Consider the following 26,762-nt stretch of genomic DNA (forward strand, 5'->3'; position numbering starts at 1 on the left):
TCAGTGACCTGCTTCGTTGTTGGCAGCGGGCGCTGCGCTGGTGTTGACGGTGGGGGAGGTTCCTGGCGATGTGCCTGTCAGGGCCAGGCGCAGATCGGTCTCGGCCAGCCAGAAGTCGCGCTGTGCCTCGGTGGCGGTCACCACGGCCTGGGTGGTGCTGCGGGCCTGGGCCAACAGTTGCCACACACTCATGAACATGCCGTTGTAGCGGTAGACGGTTTCTTCCTGCATCAGCTTGGCCAAGGGCAGAACCTCGGCCTGCTGTTGCTGGGCCAGGTCGTAAGCCGTGCGGTAGGCCAGCCAGTTGCTGCGTGCTTCGCTGCGTGCGCGTATGGCGTTGTCGCGCAGCAGCGATGCGCTGCGCAGCACCTGGTTGCGTGCCATGCCGCGCGCGGCAAAGCCCCAGTCAAACAGCGGCAGCGGCACGTCGAACTCCCAGCCCTGGGTCTTGTCGCTGTGGCCGGTGGCGCGTTCAGTACTGGTGTTGTTGCTGTAGCTGGCGCCGATATCGCCAAAGATGGTGCCAATCGTGGCCCAGCCCTGGCGTCCGGCGGTCACATCCAGGTCGCGGCGCAGCGCGCCCAGATCCAGTCGCTGGCGCAGTGCCGTGGCCTCTGCGTCATCGCCGCTGCGCAATTCGGCTGTCTTCGGCAGGGCGGGCAGTTGGGCGGGCAGCTTGTAGGCCAGTTGCTGCCCCCAAAGACCCATGCGGCGGGCCAGCTGCTCACGTTCCAGCTGGGCGTTCAGACGCGCGCGTGCCAGCTGGGCGGCGGCCTGCTGCTGCTGGGCCAGCTCTCTGGCCTGGTCCATCTTGCTGAAGTTGCCGACCTGGGCCATGCGGCGGGCCAGCTCGCCGCCCAGGGCAGCCGCCTCATGCATGCGTTCGTTGGCGGCCAGGGCTTGCTCGGCTGCCACGGCGCGCAGCCAGGCGCGGCGTGTGTCGGAGGCCAGCAGCAGCACCTGCTGGGCGGCCGTCAGCGTGGCCTGTTCCATCTGCCAGCCCTGCCAGCGGCTGCGCCAGGGCAGGGTGATGAGCTGCACCAGGCCAAAGCTGAGCTGGCGCTCGATCTCGCGCTCGTGGCCGTTGCGAAAGCGGCCGAAGGTAAAGCTGGGGTTGGGCAGGGTCAGGACCTGCACGCGCTGCGCGTCGGCAATGCCGAGCTGCGCCAGCTGGGCCTGCAGACCGGGGTTGTTGAGCAGGGCGATGCGCACGGCGGTGTCGGCATCGACAGGGGTTTTGAGCCAGTCGGCAATCTGGGTCTGCGCATCCTGCAGGGCTTGCGCGTCCGGCGACGGCAGTTGTGCGCCCGCGGGCAGCCTGCCTTCGGTATGTCTGGCCACGTCGCCGCGAAGTCCGTCAGGCGAGATGCTGGCGCAGCCGGCCAGCGCCAGTGCGGCGAGCAAGGGCGCGGCTTTGAATGCAAGGCGCTTCATGGCTGGCCTCCGTGATGGTGCTGATGTGCGGAAGTACCGCTGTCCGGGGCTGGGCCGGAGGCATTGCCCTGGGATTTTTCCCACCTGAGCACATCGCCATGGCCGCGCGGGAACTCGCTTACCGCGGCATTGGCGGCCTTCCAGTCACCGGGCTGGGCGACGATGGCCGCGCTGGCGGCAAGCGGCTGGTGCTGCAGCGCCAGCGTGGGAGCGGCGGGGTTGAAAACGCTGTGACTGCTGGCCGGGGACTGGGCCACCGGGAGAGTCGGCGCGGACGGCTGGGCCAGGACCGGCGGGCTGACGCCGGCCATGAGCAAAGCCATGGCTGTCAAAGAAAGAGGATGCGCTTGGCGCATAGGGGATTCCTGTCGTCTAAAACCGGGAGAAAGTCCGCAGTTTTGAGCGTTTTTCGGCTCAAACCTAGATAGCAAGCGCGATGGTTGCTATCAAAATGCGGACGCACCTAGGGCGTCAGAGCGCAGAAATCGGTGGTTTGACGAGTTCGGCAGGCGCGGCGCTGGCAAAGCGCGCTGCACCATGGGCCGGCTGGGCGGCCAGGGGGAGGCTGGAGTGAAGCGTCAGCAACTCGGGGTTGGCCAGCGTCGAGTGGCAGATGCCGCAGGCCGTGCAATGGCCTTCATGCTGGTGGCAGTCGCTGTCGGCGGAATTGGCGCTGCAGGCCACGGCACCAACGGGGGCCGCCTTGTGGGACGGACCCATGTCGTGGTGCTCATGTGCCCGAGCATCGGCCGCGAGGCTTGCATGCGCGTGGTGCACAGCGGCTGCCATGGCGGCCACTTCACCCAGGCTTGGCGTCTGCACCAGCGCATGTCCCATGTGATGGGCCTGGTCGGTGTTCTGCTCCATGGCCATGGCATCGCCTGCCAGGCCACGCAGGGCCAGCAGCAAAACCATGAACAAGGAGAAAAAGCGACGCATGGGCTGAATGATAGCGAAGGGCGGGGTTTAGTTCCCCGCCCGGTGCAGTAAATCGTAAATTAGATAGCTGCTTGTGCTTGCCCATCAAGGGCTAAGGTCGAATTTCATGCATTTTCAGCCCTATTGCCCCAATGGCGCAGGCGCAGACCGTTGGCGACCACCAGCAGGCTCACGCCCATATCGGCCAGCACGGCCAGCCACATGCTGGCATTGCCGCTGACGGCCAGAACGAAGAAGGCCAGCTTGATGCCCAGGGCCAGGCTGATGTTCTGCCAGAGCACGCTGTGCGCGCGCTGCGAGAGATCGACCACCTCGGGAATGCGGCGCAGGTCGTCGTTCATGAGCACCACATCGGCGGTCTCCATGGCCATGTCGGTGGCATGCATGCCACCCATGGCAAAGCCTATGTCGGCCTGGGCCAGCGCTGGCGCGTCGTTGATGCCGTCGCCCGTCATGGCCGTGGGGCCGATGTCGCGCTGCAGCTCGCTCAGGGTCTTGAGCTTGTCTTCGGGCAGCATATTGCCGCGCGCATCGCTGATGCCCGCTTCCGCGGCCACCGTGCGCACGGTGGCGCTGTTGTCGCCGCTGAGCACAATGGGTTTGACGCCAAGCGCCTGCAACTGGGCCACGGCCGCCTTGGCTTGCGGGCGCAACGGGTCGGCCACGGCAAACAGCGCCTGCACGCCCTGCTCATTGGCCAGCAGGGTGACGGTTCGGCCCTGTTGCTCCTGCTGCATCAGCGCGGCCTTGAGTTCGGCGCTGTCCCATCCTTGCTCGCCCACCCAGCGTAGATTGGCCAGCGTCCAGCGTTCAGGGCCGATCTGGGCCTGCACGCCGCGGCCGGGCAGGGCCTGCAATTGCTGTGCTTCGGCAAAGTCCTTGTCGACTTGGGTCTCCAGCCCCTGGGCAATCGCGCGCGATACCGGGTGGTCGGAGCGCGATGCCAGCGCATAGGCGCGGGCTGCGGCTTCATCGCTGCCCGCTGCATTCCAGCCCTGCCAGTCCACCAGCTTGGGTGAGCCCGTGGTCAGCGTGCCGGTCTTGTCGAGTGCAATCGCCTTGAGCTGGCGGGCGGACTCCAGAGCGCTGCCGCCCTTGATGAGAATGCCGCGCTTGGCAGCAGCCGTGAGCGCGCTGACCACGGTGACCGGGGTGGACAGCACCAGGGCACAGGGGCAGGCGATGACCAGCAAGGCCAGGGCCTGGTAAGCGGCCTGATGCCAGCTCCAGTCCAGCAGCCAGGGCGCGAGCAGGCCCAGGGCAATTGCCAGCACCAGTACGATGGGGGTGTAGATCTCGGCGAAGCGGTCAACAAAACGCTGGGTGGGGGCCTTGGAGGATTGGGCCTGCTCCACGGCATGGACGATGCGTGCAATCAGGCTGTCGCTGGCCGGCGCGGTTACACGCAGGTGCAGTTCGCCGTCCTGGTTGATGGAGCCTGCATACAGCTCGTCGCCCGGGCCTTTGTGCGCCAGCGCGCTCTCGCCCGTGATGGGGGCCTGGTTGACCGAGCTTTCGCCCTCGGTGACCAGGCCGTCGAGTGGGACGCGAGCGCCTGGCGTCACACGCAGCACGGCGCCCAGAGGCACCTCGTTGGCGGCCATGCGCAGGGTGCTGCCGTCGGGTTGCAGCACATCGGCGGTCTCTGGCGCCAGCTGCAGCAGATTGCGGATGGCCAGGCGGGCCTTGTCCATGGCCTGGTCTTCGATGCGCTCGGCCGCTGCATAAAGGGCCATGACCATGGCGGCTTCGGGCCATTGGCCGATGATGAAGGCGCCCGTGACGGCCACGGCCATCAGTGCATGAATCCCGAGCTTGAAGCGCAGCAGATCCTTGAGACCGGCCTTGTAGACGCCCAGACCCGACAGCGCTATGCCCAGCACGGCCAGTGCCATGCCCAGGTATTGAAGCGTCGAGTTGGCGCCGTCGCCGCCAAACCAGTGGCAGGCCTCGGCCGCCAGAGCCGCCGCAAGAGCAGCGTAGATGCGCGGCCAGCCCGGCAGCACGCCATGGTCGTGAGCATGGTCATGACCGTCACCTTCATCATGACCCTGGCTCTTGGCCGGCTCGCTGATGGAAAACGGTGCGCAGCAGCCCGTGCCGCAGCTCGATGCAGCGGTGGCGGCGACGGGTTTGGACGTGGCGGGCGCATGGGCATGGTCATGCTCATGATCGTGATCATGTGAATGACCATTGTGGCCGCCGCCATGGGCGTGGGTAGACAGGCTTTCTTGCTTCATGGCAGTATTGAAAACAATAAAGTCACTTCAAGGTCAAGCATGTCCCTCAATTCGCACGATATTCCGCGCTGGCGCATTGGCGAGGCAGCCAAGCGTTCCGGCATCGCAGCGGCCAATATCCGCTACTACGAGAAGGAACAACTGCTCTCGCCCGGCATGCGCGAGGACAACCAGTACCGGCTCTATACCGATGGCGATGTTCACAGGCTGCGTTTTATCCGGCTGTGCCGGGCCATGGATATGTCGCTCGACGAAGTGCGTACCCTGCTGGCGCTCGATGGTGCGCGCAAGGCCGATTGCGTGGCTGCCAACACAACCCTGGACGCCCATCTGGGTCATGTGCGCGAGCGGCTGGCCGAGCTGCAGGCTCTGGAGCATGAGCTGATGCAGCTGCGCAGCCAGTGCGACGGCTCGGACAGCTTTTGTCACATCATCGAGGCCTTGCATGCTCAGGCCGATGAGCCCTTGCCCGAGGGCTTGCAGGGCAGCGCTGCGGCAAAGCGCCATGTCTGACAGACGACAACCGTGGTGGCTGCGCCCGTACCCTGAAGCGGACGCTATCATTCCTGCATGAGCTGGAGTGAAACCACCATCAAGCTGCCGGGGCGGATCTGGGCCGCGCTGGGCGCGCAGGCCCTGGCGTGGTGGCGCAGCATTTATCTGACAGCCGTGCTGCTGGTGTTGGTCAGCTCGCCGTCGAGCTACCAGAAGCGCGGGCGGGCCATGCTGGCCCAGCAGATGTTTGCGCAGACCGCCCCCATACTGACAGGCTTTACCGCGCTGGCGGCCCTGCTGTGTGCGGTGATTGCGCGCATCGTCATTGTCACTGCACAAAGTTACGGCCTGTCGCGCTATGCGCTGGATCTGGTGGTGCGGGTGATGGTGATCGAGCTGATACCGCTGACGGCCGCACTGTTTGTGGCCATGCGCTGCACCATTCCAGCCGGCGTGCAGGTGGTGCAGATGCGTATGCAGGGCCAGCTCGCGAAGTGGAAGACGCAAGGCATTGACCCTGTCCGTGCGGCGCTGGTGCCGCGTGCGGCGGCGGGCGTTTTTGCCGCCATCACATTGGCCGCACTCAGCTGCATCGTTGCCTTGGTCACCGTGTATCTGAGCGTCTACGGCTTCAGCCTGGCCGGGTTTGGTGCGTACACGCGCATCTTTGGCCAGATCTTCACACCGTCGCTGACGCTGGTGTTCGTGCTCAAGACCTGGTTTTTCAGCCTCACGGTGGCCGTCATGCCGCTGGCCTCTGCCATGTACACGCCGGTTGCGCGACACAGGCAGGGCGGGGCGGAGCTGGGTGGCTTTGCACGCATGTTTGCCGTGTTGCTCCTGATCGAGGTGATCTCGCTCATGGGCAACTATTACTAAAAAGGATGGAGCCATGAGCGAAACGCGTATGGCCGAGGAGCAACTGATCGACGAGGAGTTGCTCAGCCTCAAACCCGTCGCGCATCTGCGCGCCAAGGCAGCCGCGCTGCTGGCGCTGACCCTGGTATTGATTCTGAGTGCGGCCGCTTATCTGCTCTACGCGCGCGGAGTGTTCGAGCCTACGCAGCGTCTGGTGCTGACGGCCGATGACTCCGAGGGCGTGATCGTAGGCATGGACATGACGTTCTCGGGCTTTCCCATAGGCCGCGTGCGCAAGATAGAGCTGGCCGAGGACGGCTCGGTTCGCATTCTGGTCGATGTGACCGAAAAGGATGCCCACTGGCTGCGCCAGTCCAGCGTGTTCACGCTGGTCAAGGGACTGGTGGGCGGCACCACCATCAAGGCCTATACGGGCATGCTGGGCGATGCGCCGCTGCCGCCGGACTCCGTGCGGCCCGTGCTCAGCGGTGATGCCACGGCAGAGCTGCCTCAGATCATCAGTTCCGCCAAGGAGGTGCTGGCCAATGTTGCGGCGCTGACCGCCACAGATTCGGCATTGGGCGGATCGCTGGCCGAAGTGCGCAAGCTGGCCGAGCGCATGCAGGGCCAGGGCGGGGTTCTCGGAGCGGTGCTGGGCAGCGACGAGGAAGCGAAGAAGGTCGGCCAGATGCTGGAGCGCGCCAACTCCTTGCTCGGACGCATGGACCGCATGGTGGCGCGCGCCGACAGCCAGGTCTTCGATGCAAACGGCGTCATGCCCCAGGTCAAGGCCACTATGGAGCAGCTCAACGGCTTGCTGGCTGATACGCGCAAAAGCATGGCCAAGGTCGACGCCGTACTGGCCGATATGCAGGTGGTGGGCAGCAATGCCCGCGAGGCCTCGACCGACCTGGGTGCGCTGCGCGCCGAGGTCGAAAGCAATCTGCTGAGGCTGGAGTCTGTGCTCAACGATCTGCAGCGCAAATGGCCGTTTTCCCACAAGCCGGAGTTGAAGCTGCCATGACGCAAAAAATCAATCAAAAACAGACTCTAGGTCAATGTGGGAGAGCGATAGCTGCTATATCTGTCATAGCGATTTCAGCCTGTGGCAACCAAGCCCCGGCACCGGATTGGGCCTTGAGTGCCGAAGCTGCGGCACAAAAAGCCACCCAGGCCTATTTGCAGGGGCATCAGCGTGTGGAGGCGCTGCAGTGGCAGAAGGCGCGCGATGCCGTGGCCAGCACCGGTCAGCCCGCACAGGCCGCCAAGCTGGAGTTGATGCGCTGCGCGGCGCAGGTGGCCAGCCTGGACTGGAATGGCTGCCCGGCCTATGAGGCGCTGGCGCAGGATGCGGGCAAGCAAGAGCAGGCCTATGCCCGCTATCTGCAGGCCAGTCCACAAGCGGGTGATATAGAGCTTTTGCCCGAGGCGCAGCGTGCCGTGGCGCGGCAACTGCTCGGTGGCGGCGCAGGTGGTGCAGCAGTGGCCGAGATCAAGGATCCGCTATCGAGACTGGTGGCGGCGGGTGTGCTGCTGCGTGGTGGCGCTGCGGTGCCTGGCCTGCTGCAGCAAGGCGTCGATACCGCTTCGGAGCAAGGCTGGCGCAGGCCTTTGATGGCCTGGCTTCTGCTGCAACTCAAGGCAGCGCAGCAGGGCGGCGATGTGGAACAACAGGCGCAGCTGCAGCGTCGGCTGAAGCTTCTGGAGACATCCGCACCCAAGTGAACAGGCAGGCCACCGGGTTGGAAATAAAAAAGCGAGGCTCAGGCCTCGCTTTTTTGCGGATGGGCGAGCCAGAGGCCCGCTCAAACCCGGTGCTTAGAAGCGGTGACGGATACCGGCGATCAGGCTGGTGCCGCTCTTGGGGTTGGCATCGGTCACACGGTCATACATCAGAGCGGTGTAGACATCGGTGCGCTTGGACAGGAAGTGGTCGTAGCCCAGAGTCGCTGTGGTGCGGGTGGCGTCGGTGGCCGCTTCATACTTGGTGCGGGCCACGGCGGCCTTGACGGTACCGGGTGTGCCGGAGACAGGAATGTCCAGGCCCAGCGAGTAGGTCTTGCTCTTGCTATCCAGATCCTTGACCTTGGCCTGGCCGTAGGTGGCGTAGAGCTTCACGACGTTGAAGTTGTAGCTGCCGCCAACCATCCAGTCGCTCTTGGTAGGCATGACGGTGCCGCTGCCGGGGTTGGTGATCTGGTCACGCTCGTAGAAGGCCGTCAGGCTCAGAGGACCGTTGAAGTACAGGGCGTTCACGCCGACGTTCTTCTTGCTCTTGTTGCCAGGAGTCGTTTGCTCGCCGAACTGGTAGTAGACATTGGCAGTCAGACCACCGAAGCTAGGTGTCGTGTAGACCAGCATATTGCTCCAGCCGGTGTCGGCGGGCGTTGTCAGGCGGTTGCCGCCCCAGGCTGCGGTGGGCGTGTTCGCGTGCAGTACCAGAGGCGAGATGGTGAACGAATCGCCGAAGGGGTTGGTCAGAATGGTGGGCAGGAAGTTGGGCGCCTTGTCGCGGCCCAGGCCGATGCGGCCGAAGCTGCCGTTCAGGCCGACGTTGGCGTCGCGCGAGAAGAAGGTATCGCCGGGGAAGCGGCCGGGTTCACCCGTATCCATGCGCATGAAGGCGGTGAGGTTGAAATCGACCTTCAGGCCGCTGCCCAGGTCTTCCGTGCCTTTCAGGCCCCACCAGGATGTGGTCATGCCGCCGGAGCCAACAACGCCCTTGCGGTCCTGGCCGGCCATTTTTACCGAGCCGGCATACATATCGGCCAGTCCGGTCAGTTGCACATTGCTCTGGGCAAAAGCGGCGCCGGAGCAGGCCAGGGCAGCAGCCATGGCGATAAAAGCAGTCTTCATGAGTGTCCTCTCGAGTTAGATATTGGATTTACGTTTTGAAATATAGCGGGGGTTTGTATACAGCTTGCTCTGCAGTTCCGCGGATGCCGATGAAATCATCTTTTCAGCGATATGACAGTGGTTTTTTTACCTCAAGGACTCAGGGAAATCTCTTGTGTGCACCGTGTTGGTGCTATCGATATTGCCGTGCAAAGCGGCTGGGTGAAGCCTGCCGAGCGAGAGTGAGTACTGAGGGTTTCGTGATCAAGGAATAACAGTCATTCCTGGTGGACGGGGTTTGACCAGGAGGTTCGGGGATGACAGCGTCAGCGGATGGAACAGGAGTGACTCGGCGATGGATGTCTGCTTGGAATCGCTGAAGCGCCCACTCTTGTGGTTCCCTCGGGCAGTCTTGACCAGGCCTTGCGCAGGGCTCGCGATTGGCCAGAGTGTGCTGAGCGCTTGTGCGGCCGGGCGTGCGTTGATATCAGGCCTGCAGCTTTCCGCACCAGTTCGATACTTTTTTGAAAAAAGTGCGCGTTTTCCCCGGGGAGGGTGTTTTTCCTCCCTATAATTCATCCCATCGACACGGAATGTAGCGCAGCCTGGTAGCGCACTTGCATGGGGTGCAAGGGGTCGCGAGTTCGAATCCCGCCATTCCGACCAATTTGAAAAGGCCTGTGATGAAAATCACAGGCCTTTTTCAATGCCGATTCTAAGGTCGCTGCGAGGTTTGCTATGAAACCTGCAGCGCCAGATGACCGTCGTGGCTAATAACCGAGCAACTGCTTGAGTTGCGGCCTTCCCAAAAGATGGTCGAAAATCGGTTACAATAGCGTCATCGACACGGAATGTAGCGCAGCCTGGTAGCGCACTTGCATGGGGTGCAAGGGGTCGCGAGTTCGAATCCCGCCATTCCGACCATATTGAAAAGGCCTGTGATGCAAATCACGGGCCTTTTTCTATTTCAGCTCTCCTGTTCGAGGAGAACAACAACCAGGCGCATGTCTCGCGACTTTGGGAGACTCCATCCCTAAACCTGCGGCTCCGGCCTGAGCCACAGCCAGAGCAATACGCAGGCCATGATGCTCAGTGTCATGGCAGTGAGCCATGGCTTGTACGAGAAATACAGAATCAGCAGGCTGCTGGCGCCCATGCTGACGGTTGCCGTCCATTTGGCACGGCGGCTGACCTTGCCGCCAGTGTCCCAGTTGTGCAGCAGCGGGCCGAACACACGGTGCGCATAGAGCCAGCGATGCAGTCTGGGCGAGCTGCGCACCGCCGCCCAGGCGGCCATCAATATGAATACCGTGGTGGGCATGCCGGGAATCACGGCGCCTATCAGCCCCAATATCACGCAAACCAGCGCAAAGGCAATGAGCAGATAGCGCAGCGGCGCGGAAAGCTGCTTGGACTCCAAGTGCGGTTCTTCGCGAGGGGTTTCGGGCGGTGGTGGCAGATCGTTCATGAGGCAGAGGGTGGGCCGCAGAAACTGGTGAAGCTGCAGCCTGGCACGGCTCCCATATTAGTCAGCATTGCAGACCGTTCGGGCTTTGTGGCTGCAGATGCTGGCGGTATTTGTCACGTCCTTGTCCCTGCTTGCGCGGAGTGCAACCGCATAATCGGTGCGCATGGCCTGGCGACCGATTGGCGACCAGCAATGGAATTGATTCAAGGAGCAACACAATGACCCCCACCCCGAGCGCCGATATGTCCGATGTGATTGCCGAAGTCCGTGGCAAGCTGGGCATGATTACGCTCAACCGTCCCAAGGCGCTCAACGCGCTGTCTCTGGGCATGGTGCGCGATCTGCTGGGCACTTTGCTGGCCTGGCAAAAAGACGACTCGATTCTGGGCGTGGCCATTCGTGGCAGCAACAAGGAAGGGGTGTTCGGGGCGTTCTGCGCCGGTGGTGACATCCGCTTTCTGCATGCGGCCGGCAGCAGTGGCAATCCTCAACTCGAAGACTTTTTCACCGAGGAATATGCGCTCAACCATCTGATTCATAGCTTCGGCAAGCCCTATATCGCCTTCATGGACGGCATCGTCATGGGCGGTGGCATGGGTATCAGCCAGGGCGGCTCGCTGCGTATCGTGACCGAGCGCACCAAGATGGCCATGCCCGAGACGGCCATTGGCCTGTTCCCCGATGTGGGCGGTGGCTATTTCCTATCGCGCTGCCCCGGTGCCGTGGGCGAATGGCTGGCCTTGACCGGCGATACCATCGGCGCGGGCGATGCCCTGGCGTTTGGTCTTGCCGATGGCTGCATTCCTGCCGAACAGCAGACAGAGCTGTGGGAGACCCTCGCGACCACGGACTTTGCCAATGTGGAGGCGCTCAACGCCGTGGTGCGCTCTCGCTTTGTGAGTGCCGAGCCAAAGACAGTCCATCATCGCGCGGAAATCGATGCCTGTTTTTCTCAACCCACGGTGGCTGCGGTTGTGCAGGCCTTGCAGGCTGGCAGCGACTGGGCCCAGGCCGAAGCTGCCACGCTGCGCAAGCGCTCGCCTCTGATGCTGCATGTGGTGCTGGAGCAGATCCGCCGCGCGCGCCAGATGAGTCTGGCCGAAGATCTGCGCATGGAGCGCGATATGGTGCGCCACTGCTTTTATCTGCGCCCGGGTCGCAGCGAGACCGTGGAAGGCGTCCGCGCACTGGCGGTGGACAAGGATCACAGCCCGCGCTGGAATCCCGCCAGCATCGAAGAGGTGAGCGATTCCGAGTGGCGTGCGTTCTTTGACAGCCCATGGCCTGCGCACTCGCACCCGCTGGCGGCGCTGAAGGACTGATTGAAGTCCTCATTCAAAAAGCCCGGCAGGTTTGTGGCCTGTCGGGCTTTGTTTTTGATAGCCATCAGCGCTTTGAACGTAAGCGTCTGAGGGGATTCGAGTATTAATTCAGGATGACGGCCGAGGATGTTTGTCAGAGCCTGAGTCTGAAAGACGCGCAAGCGCCTGCGCCAGCAGCGCTATCGAGCGTGGGGCACATCCCTCGGCATCGTTGCTGATGGTCACAAAAGCGGGTTGACCGGCACCGGTGATGCCGGCAATCGTGCGGGCCAGCCGCTCCCGGGTATGCAGATCCTCGCTGAGGATCTCGTTGAACGGCTGGTGCTTCTTCTGGGCATCGGCATAGCCATAGGCGCCAAAGATACGATTCAGATTCCAGCGGCACACCAGCGGCCCGGGCCATAGCGCACGCAGCATGTCGAGTTGCGCCTCGATGGGCGGCATCTTGCCGTGCAAGCCCAGACAGAAGGTGGCGCCATGGGTCTTGAGCGTGCGGGTCAGCGCCGGGGTCAGCAGCTCGGGGTCTCTGACCTCGACGGCAACGACGACCTGCGGATGTGCTTGCAGCGCCTGTTTCACGGCGGACAGCAGCAGGTCCAGCTTGTCCATCAGCAGGCCAGGGCGGCTGAGCAGACTCCAGGGCAGGGGGCTGAGCTGAAAGACCAGAACGCCCAGCTTGCTGCCCAGCCCTTCGAGAGTAGGCTGCACAAAATGCTCTATGGCCAGGTTGGGGTCGAGAAACGCCGGGTTGCTCTCGCGCGGCTTGCCTTCCTCGCTGCGTACCTGGGCATCGGTGATACCGGCCGGGCATTTGACGACAAAGCGAAAGTCAGCATCGACCTGAGCAGCAAATGCGGCATATTGGCTGGCCGTCAGCGGTCGCCAGAAGGTGCGGTCGACACAGACGGTGCGCAGCAGCGGGTGCTGGTGATAGGCCGTCAGACCTTTTTTGGCCAGCACGCTGCTGTCGTACGCACCATCCCAGACCAAGTCTTCCCAGCCCGGGTAGGACCAGGTCGAGACGCCCATGCGCAGCAGGGGAGGCAACTGTGCGGCCAGGTCCTGGTACTGCGCAGCTGCAGAGGCCAGAGAAATAGCACCGCGCCTGGGTTTGCGTTCAACTGTGTCATCGGCCTGCGGCGCTTCTTCAGTCCGAGCCTTGCCGGTACCGTCTCCGGGTGGAGGCAGCTCATCGGCAAAAAAATCGTCCTGGAAGGTGTCGGGCATGTCGCAATAATTCTAATGAAATTGGCCTTTTGTGCTTGCTCATCAAGGGAAAGCAGCTATGGAAAGCATAGTTTTTAAGGTTTGCTTGCACTTATGCTGGATATCGAGGGCAGTGTGGCTGCATGCCTATGGCAAACTCATTGGCTTCCTGTGTTGAACGCCGTGGGGCGAATATCGAATGCAAAAAATCATTGGTCAGATTGCTCAAGAACTGAATGTCAAGCCGCAGCAGGTGAGCGCGGCTGTGGAGTTGCTCGATGGCGGCGCCACGGTTCCGTTTGTGGCCCGCTACCGCAAGGAGGCCACGGGCGGTCTGGACGATACGCAACTGCGCACGCTGGACGAGCGCCTGACCTATCTGCGCGAGCTGGACGACCGCCGCGAGACGGTGCTCAAGGCCATTGACGAGCAGGGAAAACTGACGGATGTGCTGCGCCTGGCGATTGCCAATGCGCCAACCAAGCAGGAGCTGGAGGACATTTATCTGCCCTTCAAGCAAAAGCGCCGTACCAAGGGCCAGATTGCCAAGGAATTCGGCATCGAGCCGCTGGCGGACAAGCTGTTTGCCGACCCCACACTGGACCCGCACAAGGAAGCCGAGGCTTTCTGCAAGCCCGCGACGACACTGGACGACGGCAAGCCCGGCCCTGACTTCAGCACCACCTTTGCCGTGCTGGACGGCGTACGCGACATCCTGTCCGAGCGCTGGGCCGAAGACCCGGCACTGGTGCAGAAGCTGCGCGAATGGCTATGGGATGAAGGCTTGCTCAAGTCCAAGAAGGTCGAGAGCAAGAACGAAAACGACCCCGAAGTCGCCAAGTTTCGCGACTATTTCGAGTACGACGAGCCCATTGGCCGCGTGCCTTCGCACCGGGCCCTGGCCGTGTTTCGCGGTCGCGCGCTGGAGGTTCTCGAAGCCAAGCTGGTCCAGCCGCTGGAGCCTGAACCGGGCCAACCCAGCCTTGCTGAAGGCAAGATCGCGCTGCACTTGGGCTGGAGCCATGCCAAGCGTGCTGCTGACGATCTGATTCGCAAATGCGTTGCCTGGACATGGCGTGTGAAGCTGAGCCTGTCCACTGAGCGCGACCTGTTCAGCCGCCTGCGCGAAGACGCCGAGAAGGTGGCCATCAAGGTGTTTGGCGACAATCTGCGTGACCTGTTGCTGGCGGCGCCCGCCGGCCAGCGTGCCGTGATCGGCCTGGACCCCGGCATTCGCACCGGCGTCAAGGTGGCCGTGGTGGACAGCACCGGCAAGCTGGTGGATACGACCACCATCTATCCGCACGAGCCGCGCCGCGACTGGGATGGCTCGCTGGCCGTGTTGGCCAAGCTGGTTGAAAAGCACAACATCAATCTGATTGCCATCGGCAACGGAACGGCCAGCCGCGAGACCGACAAGCTGGCGGCCGACCTCATCAAGATCGCCACCAAGGCCGACAAGAAGATCGACAAGGTGGTGGTGAGCGAGGCCGGCGCCTCGGTCTATTCGGCCAGCGAGTTTGCGGCGCAGGAAATGCCCGATATCGACGTGAGCCTGCGTGGTGCGGCATCGATTGCCCGCCGCCTGCAGGATCCGCTGGCCGAGCTGGTCAAGATCGATCCCAAGAGCATTGGCGTGGGCCAGTACCAGCACGATGTGAACCAGAGCGAGCTGGCGCGCCAGCTGGATGCCGTGGTCGAGGATTGCGTGAACTCCGTGGGAGTGGACTTGAACACCGCTTCGGCTCCGCTGCTGACGCGCGTCTCAGGCCTGTCGGGTTCGGTCGCCAAGTCGGTGGTGCGCTGGCGCGATGCCAACGGCTCGTTCAAGAACCGCAAGCAGCTGATGGAAGTGGCCGGTCTGGGCGCCAAGACTTTCGAGCAGGCCGCAGGCTTTCTGCGCATTCGCGGTGGCGACAATCCGCTCGATATGACAGGCGTTCACCCCGAAACCTATCCTGTGGTGGAGCAGATCATTGTCTCTACCGGCAAGCCCGTGGACCAGATCATGGGTCGTGGCGAGGTGCTCAAGTCTTTGAAGCCTGAACAGTTTGCCAATGAAAAATTTGGTGCCGTGACCATCAAGGACATTCTGGGCGAGCTGGAGAAGCCCGGCCGTGATCCGCGTCCCGACTTTGTCGTCGCCCGCTTCAATGATGGCGTGGAGGACATCAAGGACCTAGAGGAAGGCATGACGCTGGAGGGCACGGTCAGCAATGTGGCCCAGTTCGGCGCCTTCGTGGACCTGGGCGTGCATCAGGATGGACTGGTGCACGTGAGCCAGATGAGTCACAAGTTCATCGAAGATGCGCGTGAAGTGGTCAAGACCGGGCAGATCGTCAAGGTCAAGGTGCTGGAAGTCGATGTGGACCGCAAGCGCATCAGCCTGACCATGAAGCTGGATGCAGCGCCTGCGCGCCGCGACGGCCCGCGCGACAACCGCTTTGAAGGCGCTGGCCGTGGCAACAGCTACGGCGCCGGCAACCGTGGTGGCTATGCGCAACCCCAGCGTGGCAACCAGCCTACACAGCAAAACGCCATGGCATCAGCCTTTGCGAAGTTGCAGGGACTGAAGAAATAATCTCCTACCGGGCCGCCATTTAATTCACATTACAGGCGGCCTTTTTCGTGGGAGCACATCAATGCGCAAAGCGAGAGGGCGGGTGATACTGCCGGCCACAGGGGTGGCAATCTTGGTGGTCTTTATCGGCGCCAAGATGGCATCGCGCGGCTGGATATCGTTGGACAGAATCAAAAACAAGGCCCATGCCCAGCAGCCTGCAGCCTTGGTCTGGCCACTAGCCCTGGCGCCAGAGAGCGATGACTTTTGTCATACCGTCAAGCTCAATCTTGCCCAGGTTGACAAGGCCCAGGAAGAGGGCATCAACATAGATCAGCAGCGGCGCTGCATCACGCGTGCTGCGATGGCAGAGCATGAGATGGTCAAAGTGCGTCACGCTGCCGCTCGCAAGCAGCACGAGAGCCAGCGCGCGGAGCAAGTGCAGATCGAGCAGGTGGTGGATCAACAGATCGCTTCTGGTGAAATCGCTCTTCAGAACCTGATGCAGGCTCGCGCCGGCAGGACAACACAGATTGCGACGGCCTTGTTGCCGGCGGCCCATAAGCCTATCCAGCCGATGCCGAAACCGCCTTCTCAGCTGTTTGTTTCAATGAGCTATCAGAGCGGGGATCTGAAACTCAATGCCTTTGTCACCCCGGACCCCGGAGATGGGAGGAAGCAGCCTTTGATGGTCTGGCTGACGGGGGGAGATACCAATAGCCTGGACGACTTCTGGAGCGAAGGGCCAGCCGCCAACGATCAAAGCGCCAGCGCTTTTCGTAAGGCTGGCATGGCGATGCTGTTTCCCACATTGCGCGGCGGCAATGACAATCCCGGCCGGCGTGAGTATTTCTGGGGGGAGGTGCAGGATGTGGCCGCAGCCATCCTGCAGGCTGCGCAACTGCCTTATGTCGACCCGGCACGCATCTATCTCGGTGGGCACAGTACCGGAGCCACGCTGGCTTTGCTGACGGCGACGGCAGGCTTGCCAGTTCAGGGGGTGTTCGCGTTTGGTCCGGTGGACGAGATCGGCGGCTATGGCTGGCCCGTGAAATGGGGCTTGATCTCGGCGGATGAAAAGCGCTTGCGTTCGCCCGTCTACTGGCTGCATGCCATAAAGAGCCCGACATGGATCATCGAGGGCAGCAAGAGCCCCGGCAATATCAACAGCCTTGACAATATGTGCGCCACACGAAAATCGAATCAGCTGCATTGTGTCTCGGTTCAGGGGGCTGACCACTTTTCCGTGTTACAACCCCTGACACGCAAGCTTGCCAGCCAGTTGGTCATGGGCCAGCCAGTGCAACTGAATAGAGATGAAAAGCTCTGACCTTTCTATGAGCCCACTCGTGTTCATTTCCTGGTGGCGACAGCCTTGCCACTGCCTTTGATCCAGATGAGCCGCGTCAAACCATTGAGCCTGTCAACGTTGCTGGAGCAGCATGTATTGCTGCCAAGCCAGCCGCGCGTCGTTGCGCTGCTGTCGAGTGAACTGCGCAAGACAGAGCCCGGCATGCGCAGCCTGGTGCAATTGTTTTCCACCGATCCGGTCCTGACCGCTCGTCTGCTGGCCGAAGCCAATGGGCCTGCGCACCTGCTGGGGCAGCGCGTACACAGCATTCCCGAAGCACTGGTGCTGCTGGCGCCGGTTCAGTTGCGGCAATTGGTGCAGAAAGCGGCTCCAGTCAGCGCATCTCATGTTTCGGCAGGCTGGAGCCTGGCGAATTTCTGGCGCTACAGCCTGGACACGGCACGCATGGCGCGCGCGCTTGCCATGTCAGTTCAGGCCAACGCCTCGCAGGCCTATGCGTTGGGACTGCTGCATGGCCTGGGAGAGCTGTTGCTGCAGGCTGCCGACCCTGACACTTTCTTCAGACTTTCCGAGTTGCTGGAGCCCATGCATCCCAAGCGCCCCCAGGTGGAAATGCAGCTGATGGGCTATTGCTCGGGGCAGATTACAGCCCATCTGGCGCGGCAGTGGAATTTTCCGGAGCAGGTCAGCGATGCCTTTCAGTTCATGCATGCGCCGATGGAGCAGCCTGTATTCGAGCCTTTGACGGGGGTGCTGCATCTGGCCATCTGGCGGGCATCGACCCGCGCACTTAACTGGGGTGAGCGCCAACTGGCAGTGACTTTCCCTGCTGAAACTGGACTGGCGCTGAGCATGGACATCGACATGGTGCTGCGTCAGGCATCCATCGACTGGCACGCGGCAGGTTCTCTGGATGTTCAGTTTTAGGGCACCTGGGCCCCTGTGATGAGGAGTTGGCGGTCTTGAGTAGGTGTCGTCAGAAAACCGTGATTACTCAAATTGCATTTTTTCTTACGCTGAGTTGCAGTTTTAATTGCTAAAAACTATCTAATGACGCGCTGGGGAGTTTTTTTCTATATGGTGGCTTGAGCACCATCCTGAGTCCCCGGCAAGCAACTCTGGCCAGGAGAGAGAAATGGACCCGAACGGTGCAAACAACTCTGGTGATGCCTTGATGCTCCGACCCATGGCTGTGGAGCTCGGCAGTCCTTCCATGTGGCCCGATCATATGGTGGGGCAGCCCGACAAGCCCGTCAGAGTGCTGTTGGTGGACGATGATGCGCATCTACGCATGGTGATCGCACAGGAGATCATGAATGATCGGCGCACCATGGTGGTCGCTCAGGCGGACAACCTCAAGGATGCAAGAAAAGCCATTCGTCAACATGAGTTTGATGTCATGTTGCTGGACCTGAAGCTGGGGGCTGACGATGGTCTTGAGTTGATCGAGGTGATGAAAAGCCAGCGCCCGCAGGCCGAGGTCATTGTCGTTTCGGTGGTGGAGACGGAGGAGCAGGTGTTGCACGCTTTCGAGCTGGGAGCAACCGGCTATCTGGTCAAGAACTCTTGGTTTGGCAACTATCCTCAAGCGGTGCTGCAGGTCGTCAATGGCGGTGCATCCATCACTCCCAGTCTCGCCAGGCGGCTGTTGCAGCGGTATGACAAGCGGCCGGCCACCGGGGCCGTTCCGGGGTCCGGTATGTCCGACAGGCTCTCCAGCCGCGAATGCGAGGTCTTGCGCATGGTTGCCAGTGGCAATACCAGTGCAGAGATCGGCGTGCAGTTGGAGATCAGCACCATGACGGTCAACACGCACATCAAGAACATCTATCGCAAGCTCCAGGTGCGCACTCGAGCACAAGCCGTGCGTTTCGCCTACCTGCGTGGCTGGTTCTAAGCGCCAGTGTCTGCGAACGCATTCACCATGTCCTACGTCTGGCAGCTGCTTCTGTGGAGTGTTCAGCTGCTGCTGTGGCTGCCCTGGCTTTTGCAGCCTGGAGCGGTGTTCAATTCAGCTCCCTGGTGGACTGCTGCGTTAGGCGCGGCGGGCAGCATGGCGGCGGTCGTCTGGCTGTTGCCTCTGGCATATCGCAGCGTGCTGTGGCGCAGACGTAAAAGCGCACGTCCATCGAGAGAGGTTCAGCTGGAGCGCAGGCGCATAGCGGAGGCATTGCATGATGATGTCGGCAGCCAACTGGTGCAACTGATCAGCCTGACCGGGCTCGGCACGGACCCGGCGATTCGCAGCAACGCAGAACAATGCCTGCTCGATCTAAGGCTGATTGTTGATTCCATGGATAGCCGAAACGAGCCCTTGGGTGTCCTTCTTGCACGTTTCAGGCACAGGCTGCAACCTGTGCTGGATCATCGAGGCATGAATCTGCACTGGGATGTTTGGGACCCGGAGATGTCTGGCGATACCGGCAGTCTGCCATGCGGCGCCATGGCCGAGGAAATCATGGCAGTGGTGAAGGAGGCAGTGAGCAATGTGCTGCAGCACACTGACGCGCTTGAACTCTGGATCACGCTGGCTGCCGACGAACAGAGGAAAAGTGCTTCAAGTGTTTCAGATGCCTCCTTTGCGCATGCTCGCCTGAGCATTGAGGATGCGGGGCCCGTCAGACCGGCTGATGGCAGGCAAATCCCGGGCGTAGCATCTGCTGGCATGGGGTGGGTCAATATGCGTCGCAGAGCGCTTGTCATGGGGGCTAAACTGAGCATCTCCGAGCGACCCGGTGGCGGTACCTCGGTCACGCTCAACTGGTGAAGTCGCCGAGCTGATCGCGAGCAACGGGGCTTGCAAGCACAATGCCCACATGACGTCATCCACAAGAGCATTGCGAATCTATGCCGGTCTCAAGGCGCGGCAATCTATAGAGCGGCGGGGCTTGCAACCGGAGATGGTCAGAGTCATACCGGCGGCGGCAGGCGGTCCCAAGGGCTTGATTCTCGGACCTCTGGATCGCTTCATCTTTGGACAGTGGTTACAGGCCAGCGCGCAGCCGGTGGATTTGATTGGTGCCTCCATCGGTGCCTGGCGCATGGCGACGGCTTGCCTGGACGCACCAGTGGAGGCCTTTGAGCGACTGGAGCGTGACTATATTGCACAGCGCTTTGATCCCCCCGAAGGGCAGAGGCGCACGCCGTCTTCGCTGGTCAGTGAGCGGTTTGCGCAGTCTCTACAGGATTTTTACGGGGGGCGTGTGAGTGAGGTTCTGGCGAATCCGCGCTATAGGCTGCATGTGATCGCCGCCCGTGGGCTTGGCCTGCTGTCACGTGCATCGCCCTGGCGCACCCCATTGGGCTATGCGGCCGCGTTTGCCGGCAATGCATTGCATCGGGCAGCATTGGGCTGCTTGCTGGAGCGTGTGATCTTTTCCTCTTCTGCAAGCGATGCCGTGCATGCTCTTCCCTTTGGGGTTGCGGACATTCGGTCTGCTCAGACCCGGTTGACGGAGAGTAATTTCATGGATGCCTTGCGAGCCAGTTGCTCCATCCCTTTCGTGCTGGATGCCGTGCAAGACATTTCAGATGCTCCCAAGGGTGCCTATTGGGATGGTGGCATTACCGACTACCACATGCATCTGGATTATCTGGCCTCTCGTAACGGCGATGGGGTGGTGCTATATCCTCATTTCCAGAAGGCGGTGATTCCTGGCTGGTTGGACAAGGGGCTGAAATGGCGTCATGGACCGAGTTCGTATCTGGACTCGATGATTGTGCTAGCCCCTGATCCCGCCTGGGTGGCTTGCCTGCCGAACGCCAAGTTGCCGGATCGGCACGATTTTCTGAGCTATGGCACAGACCATGATGCGCGCGCCAAGGCCTGGAATGCCGCGGCGGCGGCCAGCCGGCAACTGGCCGATGAGTTTGCGCAGTGGCTGCATGCACCTGATCCGGGTCGAGTCGAGGCTCTATAGCGCTTTTTTGCAAATTACGACAAAGCCTGACAGCAGAGGGGGGCAGAGCCAGTTGGAATTCTGGACGAGCGCACTTTGTCTCAGAAAATCATAGACAACAGTCCATCAAGGATGCCAATGTCAGAGAACCGAAACGAGCATTCCTCGTCCGATGAATCGTCTGCAATCCCCGAGGTCAACTTTGGCGCGGTTGCGCCAACCAAGCCGTATGCGGGTGCACCGGTCGAAATCGAGACTTTCTCGCGAGAGGCGGGTTCGGCCGGAGAGGGCCGGCAGCCTGCTCCCGGTTTGTGGGAGGGCATGGACAGACGAGCCAGGGCCAACGTGGCTCCGGGGCTTGTGCATCTGACAGAAATGCTGCCGGCCCTGCGTTTGCTCATCGGGCTGATGATCGCTTCCATTGTGATTCTTGCCCTCTATTTCGGGCGGGACATGCTGATTCCTCTGGCCCTGGCAATGCTGTTCGGCTTCTTGCTCGACCCTGCTGTCAGCAAGCTCAAGCGCTGGGGGCTGCCGCGAATGGCTTCGGCCATTGTGGTCGTGGCTTTTTCTCTGGCAGCACTCGGCGGCTTGGGCATGTATCTGGGCAGTCAGGTGCAGCAACTCAGTGCCGATCTGCCGACCTATCAATCGACGATTCGCGACAAATTGCGCAGCCTGCGCAAGAGCGCAAACATGCCCAGCGCCTGGGATGGCGTTTTCAAGACCTACAACACCGTCGAGAAAGAGATTGCCAGCGTGGACAACGCCAGGGCGCGGGTGCAGAAAGTGGAGGTCCAGCCTCCCGAGTCCAAGCCCACTACGCGGATGCTGCAATGGCTGGGGCGTATTGCCGAGCCGGTGACGACCGCAGGCATCGTGTTGCTGTTTGTCATATTGATTCTGCTTGACAGGGACGAGCTGAGGGATCGGTTGCTTAGGCTGGTGGGGGGCAACCTCAATGTGGCCACCGATGCGCTGGATGAGGCCTCGCAGCGCATTGGCAAATATCTGCGCATGCAGTTCATCGTCAACGTCAGCTATGGCGTGCCACTCGCCATGGGATTGTTGCTCATTGGTGTGCCAGGGGCGATTCTCTGGGGGGTGCTGGGCGCCATCATGCGATTTGTGCCTTATGTGGGTCCGATGATGTCTGCGGTATTTCCGCTGGCGCTGGCCTTTGCGGTCGATCCCAGCTGGGATATGTTTTTGATGACTCTGGGCCTGATTCTGCTGCTGGAGCTGATCAGCAACAATGTGATCGAGCCGTGGCTATATGGCTCAAGTACAGGTTTGTCGACCTTGTCAATCATTGTTGCCGCAACTTTCTGGACTGCGCTTTGGGGGCCGATCGGCCTGATTCTTTCCACACCTTTGACGGTGTGCCTGCTGGTGCTGGGGCGCTACATTCCCTCGCTCAAATTCATGGAGGTATTGCTGGGCAGCGAGCCTGTTCTCGGGCCGCAGCAACGGCTGTACCAGCGTCTGCTGGCCGATGACGCGGATGATGCCATCAGCATGGCCGTACAGTCCGTGGAGGAGCGTCTGCTTTCGAAGCCCAACCAGGATGACAAAGCCAGTGCCGTCAGCGGGTTTTATGATGAGGTTGCCATTCCTGCCCTGCGTATTGCAACCCAGCAGCATCTGGAGTCGGCAACGGCCGAACATCGCTTGCGGCTGTCCAATGGCATGGCAGCCTTGCTTGATGAGTTGCAGGACCAATATGCATTCAGAAGCAGTGGGGAGCATGCCCGGGCGGCTCCCGGTGAAGGTGATCAGCATCGATGCCTGCGCATTCATTGCGCGGGTGTGCGCTGGGAGGTGGATGCCCTGGGCGCAGCCATGGTGGCCCATGCAGAGAGTTTGCATGGTCATGAGGTTAGCTGCTCCGGATGGGCGCTTGCCCCGGACTCGAAGTCCTTGCAGTTTGATGCCAATGGCTTGTTGGCGGATCGCGAGTGGGTTCAGGCCGTGAAGCAATCGGATCTATTGGTGCTGTCGATTTTCAATCACCAGCCACAAAGCATGGCGAGACGCATTGTGCGGCGCATTCGCCGCCATTGGCCGGGTGCACGAGTGGTGCTGTGCCTGTGGAATGCTCCAGCCGTGGCAGCTGACCCCGAGTTCGCCCGGCAGACAGGAGCGCAGGCCTGCGTTACCAGTCTGCGTGAGTTGCATCTGTGGGTAGAGGCGATGCAGGTTGGAGATCCCGGCGAGTGTGTGATTGCTGCGCCGATTCCCGATGACGATGAGCAGCGCGTCAAGATGCTGCATGAAAGCGGAGTGCTGGCACCAGCATTGACAGCGCTATATCGCGATACGGCCAAGAAGGCCGTCAACGCTTTCAATACCAAGTGGGCTCAAGTTTCCTGGGTGGATGCTGAACGTGTCTTTGCGCCGGGCAGTCTGCTTCCGCTGTCAGCGCAAGAGGGCGCTCAACAAGGCGTCCCTCGTGATGGCTCGGTGTGCTCGTATGTCGTGTATGAAGAAGAGGCCATTGTGGTCGGAGACTTGGCGCGAGACCCCCGATTTGCAAGCGACTCGGTGGTGCATAGCCTTAAGCTGCGCTTTTACGCGGGTGTGCCTCTGGTGGACAAAAAAGGCCATGTGCTGGGCTGTCTTTCCATACTTGATGACGAGCCTCGAAACATGTCCGACGATGAGCTCGAGGTGCTCAGCAGCATGGCGAGGCAATTGATGGACGATGTGCGCGAAGCGCTCAGGCAGGGCCCTGTCGTTGAGGCTTGAGCGCTTGTGTGCTGTCTGTCAGAGCGAGGTGCTGAGCATCTGCTCATAGTCCTGTGCGGATGCCAGCCGTGGATTGGTGGCGTGGCAGTGGTCCTTGAGTGCACCGCTGATGATTGCATCAAACTGCGCGCGCTCCACGCCCATGGCAGCCAGACCCGATGGCAGGTTCAGGCGGGCATTCATATCTCGAATCGCATCGGGGATATCGCTTCCGCTGCTGAGACCCATGGCATGCGCCATGCGGTTGAGGCGGTCCTCGCGCTGAACGCTTTCGGCTTCGGCATTGAAGCGCACGACTGCGGGCAGGAACATGGCGTTGAGCGTGCCGTGGTGCAGGCGCGGGTTGATGCCGCCCAGGCTGTGACTGAGGCTATGCACGCAGCCCAGCCCTTTCTGAAAAGCCATGGCCCCTTGCATGCTTGCGCTCATCAATTGGCGGCGGGCTTCCGCATCGTTGCCATTGAGCATGGCCCGCTCGATATGCGCCCAGCCGCGGGTCAGCCCGTCTAGGCCAATGCCGTCAGCCGGTGGATTGAAGGCCGAGGCCATAAAGGTTTCCATGCAATGGGCTATGGCATCCATGCCGGTTGCTGCCGTCAGCATGGGGGGGAGGCCGAAGGTGAGCTCGGGGTCGCAGATGGCAGCCTTGGGCACCAGATGCCAGCTGTGAAATCCCAGTTTTCGATGATCGTCCACGATGATGATGGCGCCACGCGCTACCTCACTGCCTGTGCCGCTGGTGGTGGGTACGGCAATCAGCGGCGCAACTCGCTCCGTAATACGAGGCGAGCCGCCTTCAATCGTCGCGTAGTACGAGAGCGGGCCTTCATGCGTAGCCGCAATTGCCACGCCTTTGGCACAGTCAATGGCACTGCCACCGCCCACAGCGATCAATCCATCGCAGTTCTGGGATTTGTAGATTTCAGCCGCAGCGCGCACAGCCGCTTCAGTGGGGTTGGAAGGAGTCTGGTCAAATACTGCATGGGGCAGGCCGCCCAGTGCATTTATGGATTTTTGCAAGATTCCTGCAGCCTTGACGCCGGGGTCGGTCACGATCAGCGGCTTGCTGATACCCACACGCTCGCATTCCTGACGCAGCATTTGCACGGCGCCAAAGTCAAACTGGATCTGTGTCACGTAATTGATGAAGGCCATGTTCTGCTTGCTCAGTAGAAAGAGGAGTCTTGGCAATCTAGAAGCCGAATGCTGCCACGCAAAGACAGCAAACCCTAGGGGGTGGGGGAAATCGTCTCCCAGGGGACAGAGGGTGTGTAATATCCCGTCCACGCTGGCTGGCGAGAGACGCCCTATGTACGGCATCGGGCGCTTTACATTTTAGGGACAGGTGTAGCCGGCGTTCGTTGTACAACCAAACCGATTTGCTCACCATGGTACGTGCCTGCGAGAGATCTGCAGGCCGTTGCAGCAAGTATTCCATCTTGAGGATGCCATTGACCCGCTCAGCCAGAGCGTTTTGATAGCAATCGTAGCTACCAGTCATTGAGCAGGTGATGCGATGACGCGCGTGGATGCGCTGGTATTGAGCCGCGCAGTGCTGGATATCTCGATCAGAGTGATGTATCAGCGGCTGGATTGATCGACTACTGCCAGCTTAAAAGCCAGCGTGTAGTCCCGTTGCGTTCTCTTGGCCCATTGTTCCATTTGAATTTCCTTTCTGCTCTATAGAAAGGTGTCAACCCAGTTCAGGATGGGTCAATGTTATGAAAAAAGCGCTTCGTTGAAGCGCTTTTTTATTTAGGTATCTGGAAAGGCAACTCCGTGCCTGTCTGAGGCCAAAGTAGTGTTCGCAAGCTGTGCGTATTGCTGCTGCTCGTAGCCGTATCGCGACCGGTTGGATCCGTCCTCCATAGCGGTCATACGAGCAAGGTCACTATGAGGATCCTTACGTTGGCACTTGTGTTTATGATGGGTACTGTCCGCTTGCCGGTAGCGGTTCAATGGCCGTCTGTTGAGTACTCATTATCTGACGCCTAGTCTTCTAGATATCTCTAGTGCATTGGGCACTCCAAGTTTCTGTAAAGACGTAACAGCGACCTAGTTCCATTCTGGCTCCTGGGGAGGGAGGTCGCGGCGGTAGAGTTGGAAACACTCTTTCATCAAGTAGCCGAAAAATCTAACAATCAGGTATCTCGTTTAGGTGACGCCTGGCAAGAGAGCTGTCAAGAATATGCACCGTTTCGTACAGAATTCGTGTGCCATCGAGCAATTGACCAGGATTAATCCACTCTTCGGGTGCATGACTGCGGCCATTGAGGCACGGGATGAAAATCATGCCAATAGGACCGGTGGGGGCCATGTAGACGGCATCGTGGCCCGCGCCACTTGGCATGCGCATGCTGGCGTAGGCCAGGTTATCGCAAGCCTGCTCAATACCCTGCATGACCAACTCCTGGCAATCTGTGGGCAGGGAGCGACTCACATCGTTCATTTCGGCGCGCACGCGCAATTCGGCAAGGCCTGCCTGCACTTCTGCAAACAGTTCATCTGGGAAGGTGTTGAGAACGCTTTGCGCATCGCTGCGCACTTCCATCATCATCTCCACCATGCCGGGCACGGCGTTCGAGGCGTTGGGCGTGAGCGAAAGACGCCCCACCGTGGCTACCACGTAATGGGGCTTTCCCGCGAGCGCAGAGGCTTTGCGATTGGCTGCATCGATGATGCGTGATGCGCCCACGAGCGCATCGTGGCGGATGTCCATGGGCGTGGTGCCTGCATGATCTGCCTGGCCATGCACGACGAAGGAAACGCGGCGAATGCCTACGATATTGGTGACCACACCAATCGGCAAATTCTTCTGCTCTAGCACGGGGCCCTGCTCAATGTGTAGTTCAACGAAGGCTGCCGTACTGTCCTTGTTACGCAGTGGCTGGGTCAGTGCTTCCGGCTTGGCTCCGATGCGGCGCATGCCCTCCGCCAGTGTTTCACCTTGAGAGTTCTTCGCGGCCAACATGCCTGCATCAAGCTTGCCAGAGATGGCGCGGCTGCCGATACAGGAGATGCCGTAGTCACTGGGCTCCTCGGAGAGAAAATCGATTACTTCGAATGGGTGCTGCAGGGCGATGCCGTTTTCGTGGAGCGCGTGAGCCACTTCAATGCCTGCAAGCACGCCGATGATGCCGTCGAAGCGGCCACCCATCATTACCGTGTCGCAATGCGATCCGGTCACGATGGGGGATCGTTCTGGAGCACCTGCAGCCGCAGGCAGACGGCCCACAAGGTTGCCGCCAGCGTCGAGGTGCACCTGCATGCCCGCTGCCTTGAACTCGCTAGCGAGCCACTCACGAGCCTTTTCGAACTCGGGTGAAAAGGCTCGGCGTGTCCAGGGAACTTCGGGTAGCGTGAACGTGGATAGGGTCTCAATGCGGCGCCATAGACGCTCGGCATTCAGCGGTGGGAAAAGAGGCTGGGATGTCATGCTGTGAGTA

Annotated in this window: 22 protein-coding genes, 2 tRNA genes and 1 pseudogene; 14 read left to right on the plus strand and 11 right to left on the minus strand. The window is 61.0% G+C overall.

The genetic code is table 11. The features are described 5' to 3' along the window. From CTR2_RS08420 to CTR2_RS08435, 4 genes are all read right to left on the minus strand, one after another. Complete coding sequence (locus tag CTR2_RS08420; RefSeq protein ID WP_087085830.1) at nucleotides 1-1,434, minus strand: TolC family protein; 1,434 nt, start codon at nucleotides 1,432-1,434, stop codon at nucleotides 1-3. Continuing rightward, nucleotides 1,431-1,790, minus strand: coding sequence for a hypothetical protein (locus CTR2_RS08425; protein WP_087085829.1), 360 nt, complete (start codon nucleotides 1,788-1,790; stop codon nucleotides 1,431-1,433). The genes CTR2_RS08420 and CTR2_RS08425 overlap by 4 nt, the downstream gene beginning before the upstream one ends. A 115-nt stretch (nucleotides 1,791-1,905) precedes the next feature. Beyond that, complete coding sequence (locus tag CTR2_RS08430; protein ID WP_087085828.1) at nucleotides 1,906-2,373, minus strand: hypothetical protein; 468 nt, start codon at nucleotides 2,371-2,373, stop codon at nucleotides 1,906-1,908. 104 nt (nucleotides 2,374-2,477) lie between these two features. Beyond that, on the minus strand, nucleotides 2,478-4,613 hold the full coding sequence (locus CTR2_RS08435) for a heavy metal translocating P-type ATPase (RefSeq protein ID WP_087085827.1): 2,136 nt from the start codon (nucleotides 4,611-4,613) through the stop codon (nucleotides 2,478-2,480). A 39-nt stretch (nucleotides 4,614-4,652) separates the two neighbouring features. Here CTR2_RS08435 and CTR2_RS08440 point away from each other — a divergent pair, with 39 nt between their 5' ends. The 4 genes from CTR2_RS08440 to CTR2_RS08455 are packed head-to-tail and all read left to right on the plus strand — an operon-like array spanning nucleotide 4,653 to nucleotide 7,691. Further along, on the plus strand, nucleotides 4,653-5,126 hold the full coding sequence (locus tag CTR2_RS08440) for a Cd(II)/Pb(II)-responsive transcriptional regulator (protein ID WP_087085826.1): 474 nt from the start codon (nucleotides 4,653-4,655) through the stop codon (nucleotides 5,124-5,126). 57 nt (nucleotides 5,127-5,183) lie between these two features. After that, the gene (locus tag CTR2_RS08445; RefSeq protein ID WP_003077169.1) at nucleotides 5,184-5,987 is read left to right on the plus strand and encodes an MlaE family ABC transporter permease; all 804 of its coding nucleotides are present in this window, start codon (nucleotides 5,184-5,186) and stop codon (nucleotides 5,985-5,987) included. Nucleotides 5,988-6,000: 13 nt separating this feature from the next. Next, nucleotides 6,001-6,990 carry an MlaD family protein gene (locus CTR2_RS08450; protein ID WP_087085825.1) on the plus strand — a complete coding sequence of 330 codons (990 nt, stop codon included), beginning with the start codon at nucleotides 6,001-6,003 and terminating at the stop codon, nucleotides 6,988-6,990. Continuing rightward, nucleotides 6,987-7,691 (plus strand): hypothetical protein, encoded by a 705-nt coding sequence (locus CTR2_RS08455; protein WP_087085824.1) that lies wholly within the window; start codon nucleotides 6,987-6,989, stop codon nucleotides 7,689-7,691. The genes CTR2_RS08450 and CTR2_RS08455 overlap by 4 nt, the downstream gene beginning before the upstream one ends. 93 nt (nucleotides 7,692-7,784) lie before the next feature. On the opposite strand, the gene CTR2_RS08460 is transcribed toward CTR2_RS08455, so the two are convergent. Next, nucleotides 7,785-8,822, minus strand: a complete 1,038-nt coding sequence (locus tag CTR2_RS08460; RefSeq protein WP_087085823.1) for a porin — start codon at nucleotides 8,820-8,822, stop codon at nucleotides 7,785-7,787. Between the two features lie 568 nt (nucleotides 8,823-9,390). Between CTR2_RS08460 and CTR2_RS08465 the strand changes: the two genes are divergently transcribed. Together CTR2_RS08465 and CTR2_RS08470 are read left to right on the plus strand one after the other, a co-directional pair. Beyond that, nucleotides 9,391-9,467, plus strand: a tRNA-Pro gene (locus tag CTR2_RS08465). Between the two features lie 181 nt (nucleotides 9,468-9,648). After that, a tRNA-Pro gene (locus tag CTR2_RS08470) sits at nucleotides 9,649-9,725 on the plus strand. A 109-nt stretch (nucleotides 9,726-9,834) separates the two neighbouring features. Here CTR2_RS08470 and CTR2_RS08475 read toward each other — a convergent pair. Continuing rightward, nucleotides 9,835-10,269 carry a YbaN family protein gene (locus CTR2_RS08475; protein WP_087085822.1) on the minus strand — a complete coding sequence of 145 codons (435 nt, stop codon included), beginning with the start codon at nucleotides 10,267-10,269 and terminating at the stop codon, nucleotides 9,835-9,837. A gap of 218 nt (nucleotides 10,270-10,487) precedes the next feature. Here CTR2_RS08475 and CTR2_RS08480 point away from each other — a divergent pair, with 218 nt between their 5' ends. Continuing rightward, nucleotides 10,488-11,591 carry an enoyl-CoA hydratase/isomerase family protein gene (locus tag CTR2_RS08480; protein WP_087085821.1) on the plus strand — a complete coding sequence of 368 codons (1,104 nt, stop codon included), beginning with the start codon at nucleotides 10,488-10,490 and terminating at the stop codon, nucleotides 11,589-11,591. 108 nt (nucleotides 11,592-11,699) lie between these two features. Here CTR2_RS08480 and CTR2_RS08485 read toward each other — a convergent pair whose 3' ends face one another. Then, complete coding sequence (locus tag CTR2_RS08485) at nucleotides 11,700-12,818, minus strand: DUF72 domain-containing protein (RefSeq protein WP_087085820.1); 1,119 nt, start codon at nucleotides 12,816-12,818, stop codon at nucleotides 11,700-11,702. Between the two features lie 178 nt (nucleotides 12,819-12,996). On the opposite strand from CTR2_RS08485, the gene CTR2_RS08490 reads away from it, so the two are divergent. Further along, nucleotides 12,997-15,378, plus strand: a complete 2,382-nt coding sequence (locus tag CTR2_RS08490) for a Tex family protein (RefSeq protein ID WP_087085819.1) — start codon at nucleotides 12,997-12,999, stop codon at nucleotides 15,376-15,378. Between the two features lie 217 nt (nucleotides 15,379-15,595). Here the strand turns inward: CTR2_RS08490 and CTR2_RS08495 are convergent, their stop codons facing one another. Next, entirely contained in the window at nucleotides 15,596-15,823 is a 228-nt protein-coding gene (locus CTR2_RS08495) for a hypothetical protein (RefSeq protein WP_254913501.1), read from the minus strand. On the opposite strand from CTR2_RS08495, the gene CTR2_RS08500 reads away from it, so the two are divergent. From CTR2_RS08500 to CTR2_RS08525, 6 genes are all read left to right on the plus strand, one after another. Continuing rightward, complete coding sequence (locus CTR2_RS08500; RefSeq protein ID WP_254913500.1) at nucleotides 15,815-16,687, plus strand: alpha/beta hydrolase family protein; 873 nt, start codon at nucleotides 15,815-15,817, stop codon at nucleotides 16,685-16,687. The two genes, CTR2_RS08495 and CTR2_RS08500, sit on opposite strands and share 9 nt — an antisense overlap. 66 nt (nucleotides 16,688-16,753) lie before the next feature. Continuing rightward, a complete protein-coding gene (locus CTR2_RS08505) occupies nucleotides 16,754-17,596 on the plus strand; it encodes an HDOD domain-containing protein (protein WP_087085818.1) in 843 nt (280 codons plus the stop codon). 208 nt (nucleotides 17,597-17,804) lie between these two features. Further along, nucleotides 17,805-18,566 (plus strand): response regulator, encoded by a 762-nt coding sequence (locus tag CTR2_RS08510; protein ID WP_003063334.1) that lies wholly within the window; start codon nucleotides 17,805-17,807, stop codon nucleotides 18,564-18,566. A 156-nt stretch (nucleotides 18,567-18,722) separates the two neighbouring features. Then, nucleotides 18,723-19,436: a sensor histidine kinase gene (locus tag CTR2_RS08515; protein ID WP_238707806.1), complete on the plus strand. Its 714-nt coding sequence runs from the start codon at nucleotides 18,723-18,725 to the stop codon at nucleotides 19,434-19,436. A 133-nt stretch (nucleotides 19,437-19,569) separates the two neighbouring features. Beyond that, entirely contained in the window at nucleotides 19,570-20,589 is a 1,020-nt protein-coding gene (locus CTR2_RS08520) for a patatin-like phospholipase family protein (RefSeq protein WP_087085816.1), read from the plus strand. Nucleotides 20,590-20,889: 300 nt separating this feature from the next. Further along, on the plus strand, nucleotides 20,890-23,316 hold the full coding sequence (locus CTR2_RS08525; protein WP_087086083.1) for an AI-2E family transporter: 2,427 nt from the start codon (nucleotides 20,890-20,892) through the stop codon (nucleotides 23,314-23,316). Between the two features lie 18 nt (nucleotides 23,317-23,334). Here CTR2_RS08525 and CTR2_RS08530 read toward each other — a convergent pair whose 3' ends face one another. From CTR2_RS08530 to CTR2_RS08540, 3 genes and pseudogenes are all read right to left on the minus strand, one after another. Next, nucleotides 23,335-24,471 carry an iron-containing alcohol dehydrogenase gene (locus tag CTR2_RS08530; RefSeq protein WP_087085815.1) on the minus strand — a complete coding sequence of 379 codons (1,137 nt, stop codon included), beginning with the start codon at nucleotides 24,469-24,471 and terminating at the stop codon, nucleotides 23,335-23,337. A 148-nt stretch (nucleotides 24,472-24,619) separates the two neighbouring features. Next, nucleotides 24,620-24,907: pseudogene (locus tag CTR2_RS08535) on the minus strand (integrase core domain-containing protein); the annotation flags it as partial. 543 nt (nucleotides 24,908-25,450) lie between these two features. Further along, nucleotides 25,451-26,752, minus strand: coding sequence for a Zn-dependent hydrolase (locus tag CTR2_RS08540; protein WP_087085813.1), 1,302 nt, complete (start codon nucleotides 26,750-26,752; stop codon nucleotides 25,451-25,453). Nucleotides 26,753-26,762 lie beyond the last annotated feature (10 nt).

The sequence above is a fragment of the Comamonas thiooxydans genome (assembly GCF_002157685.2).
GTDB classification, from domain to species: Bacteria; Pseudomonadota; Gammaproteobacteria; order Burkholderiales; family Burkholderiaceae_C; genus Comamonas; species Comamonas testosteroni_H.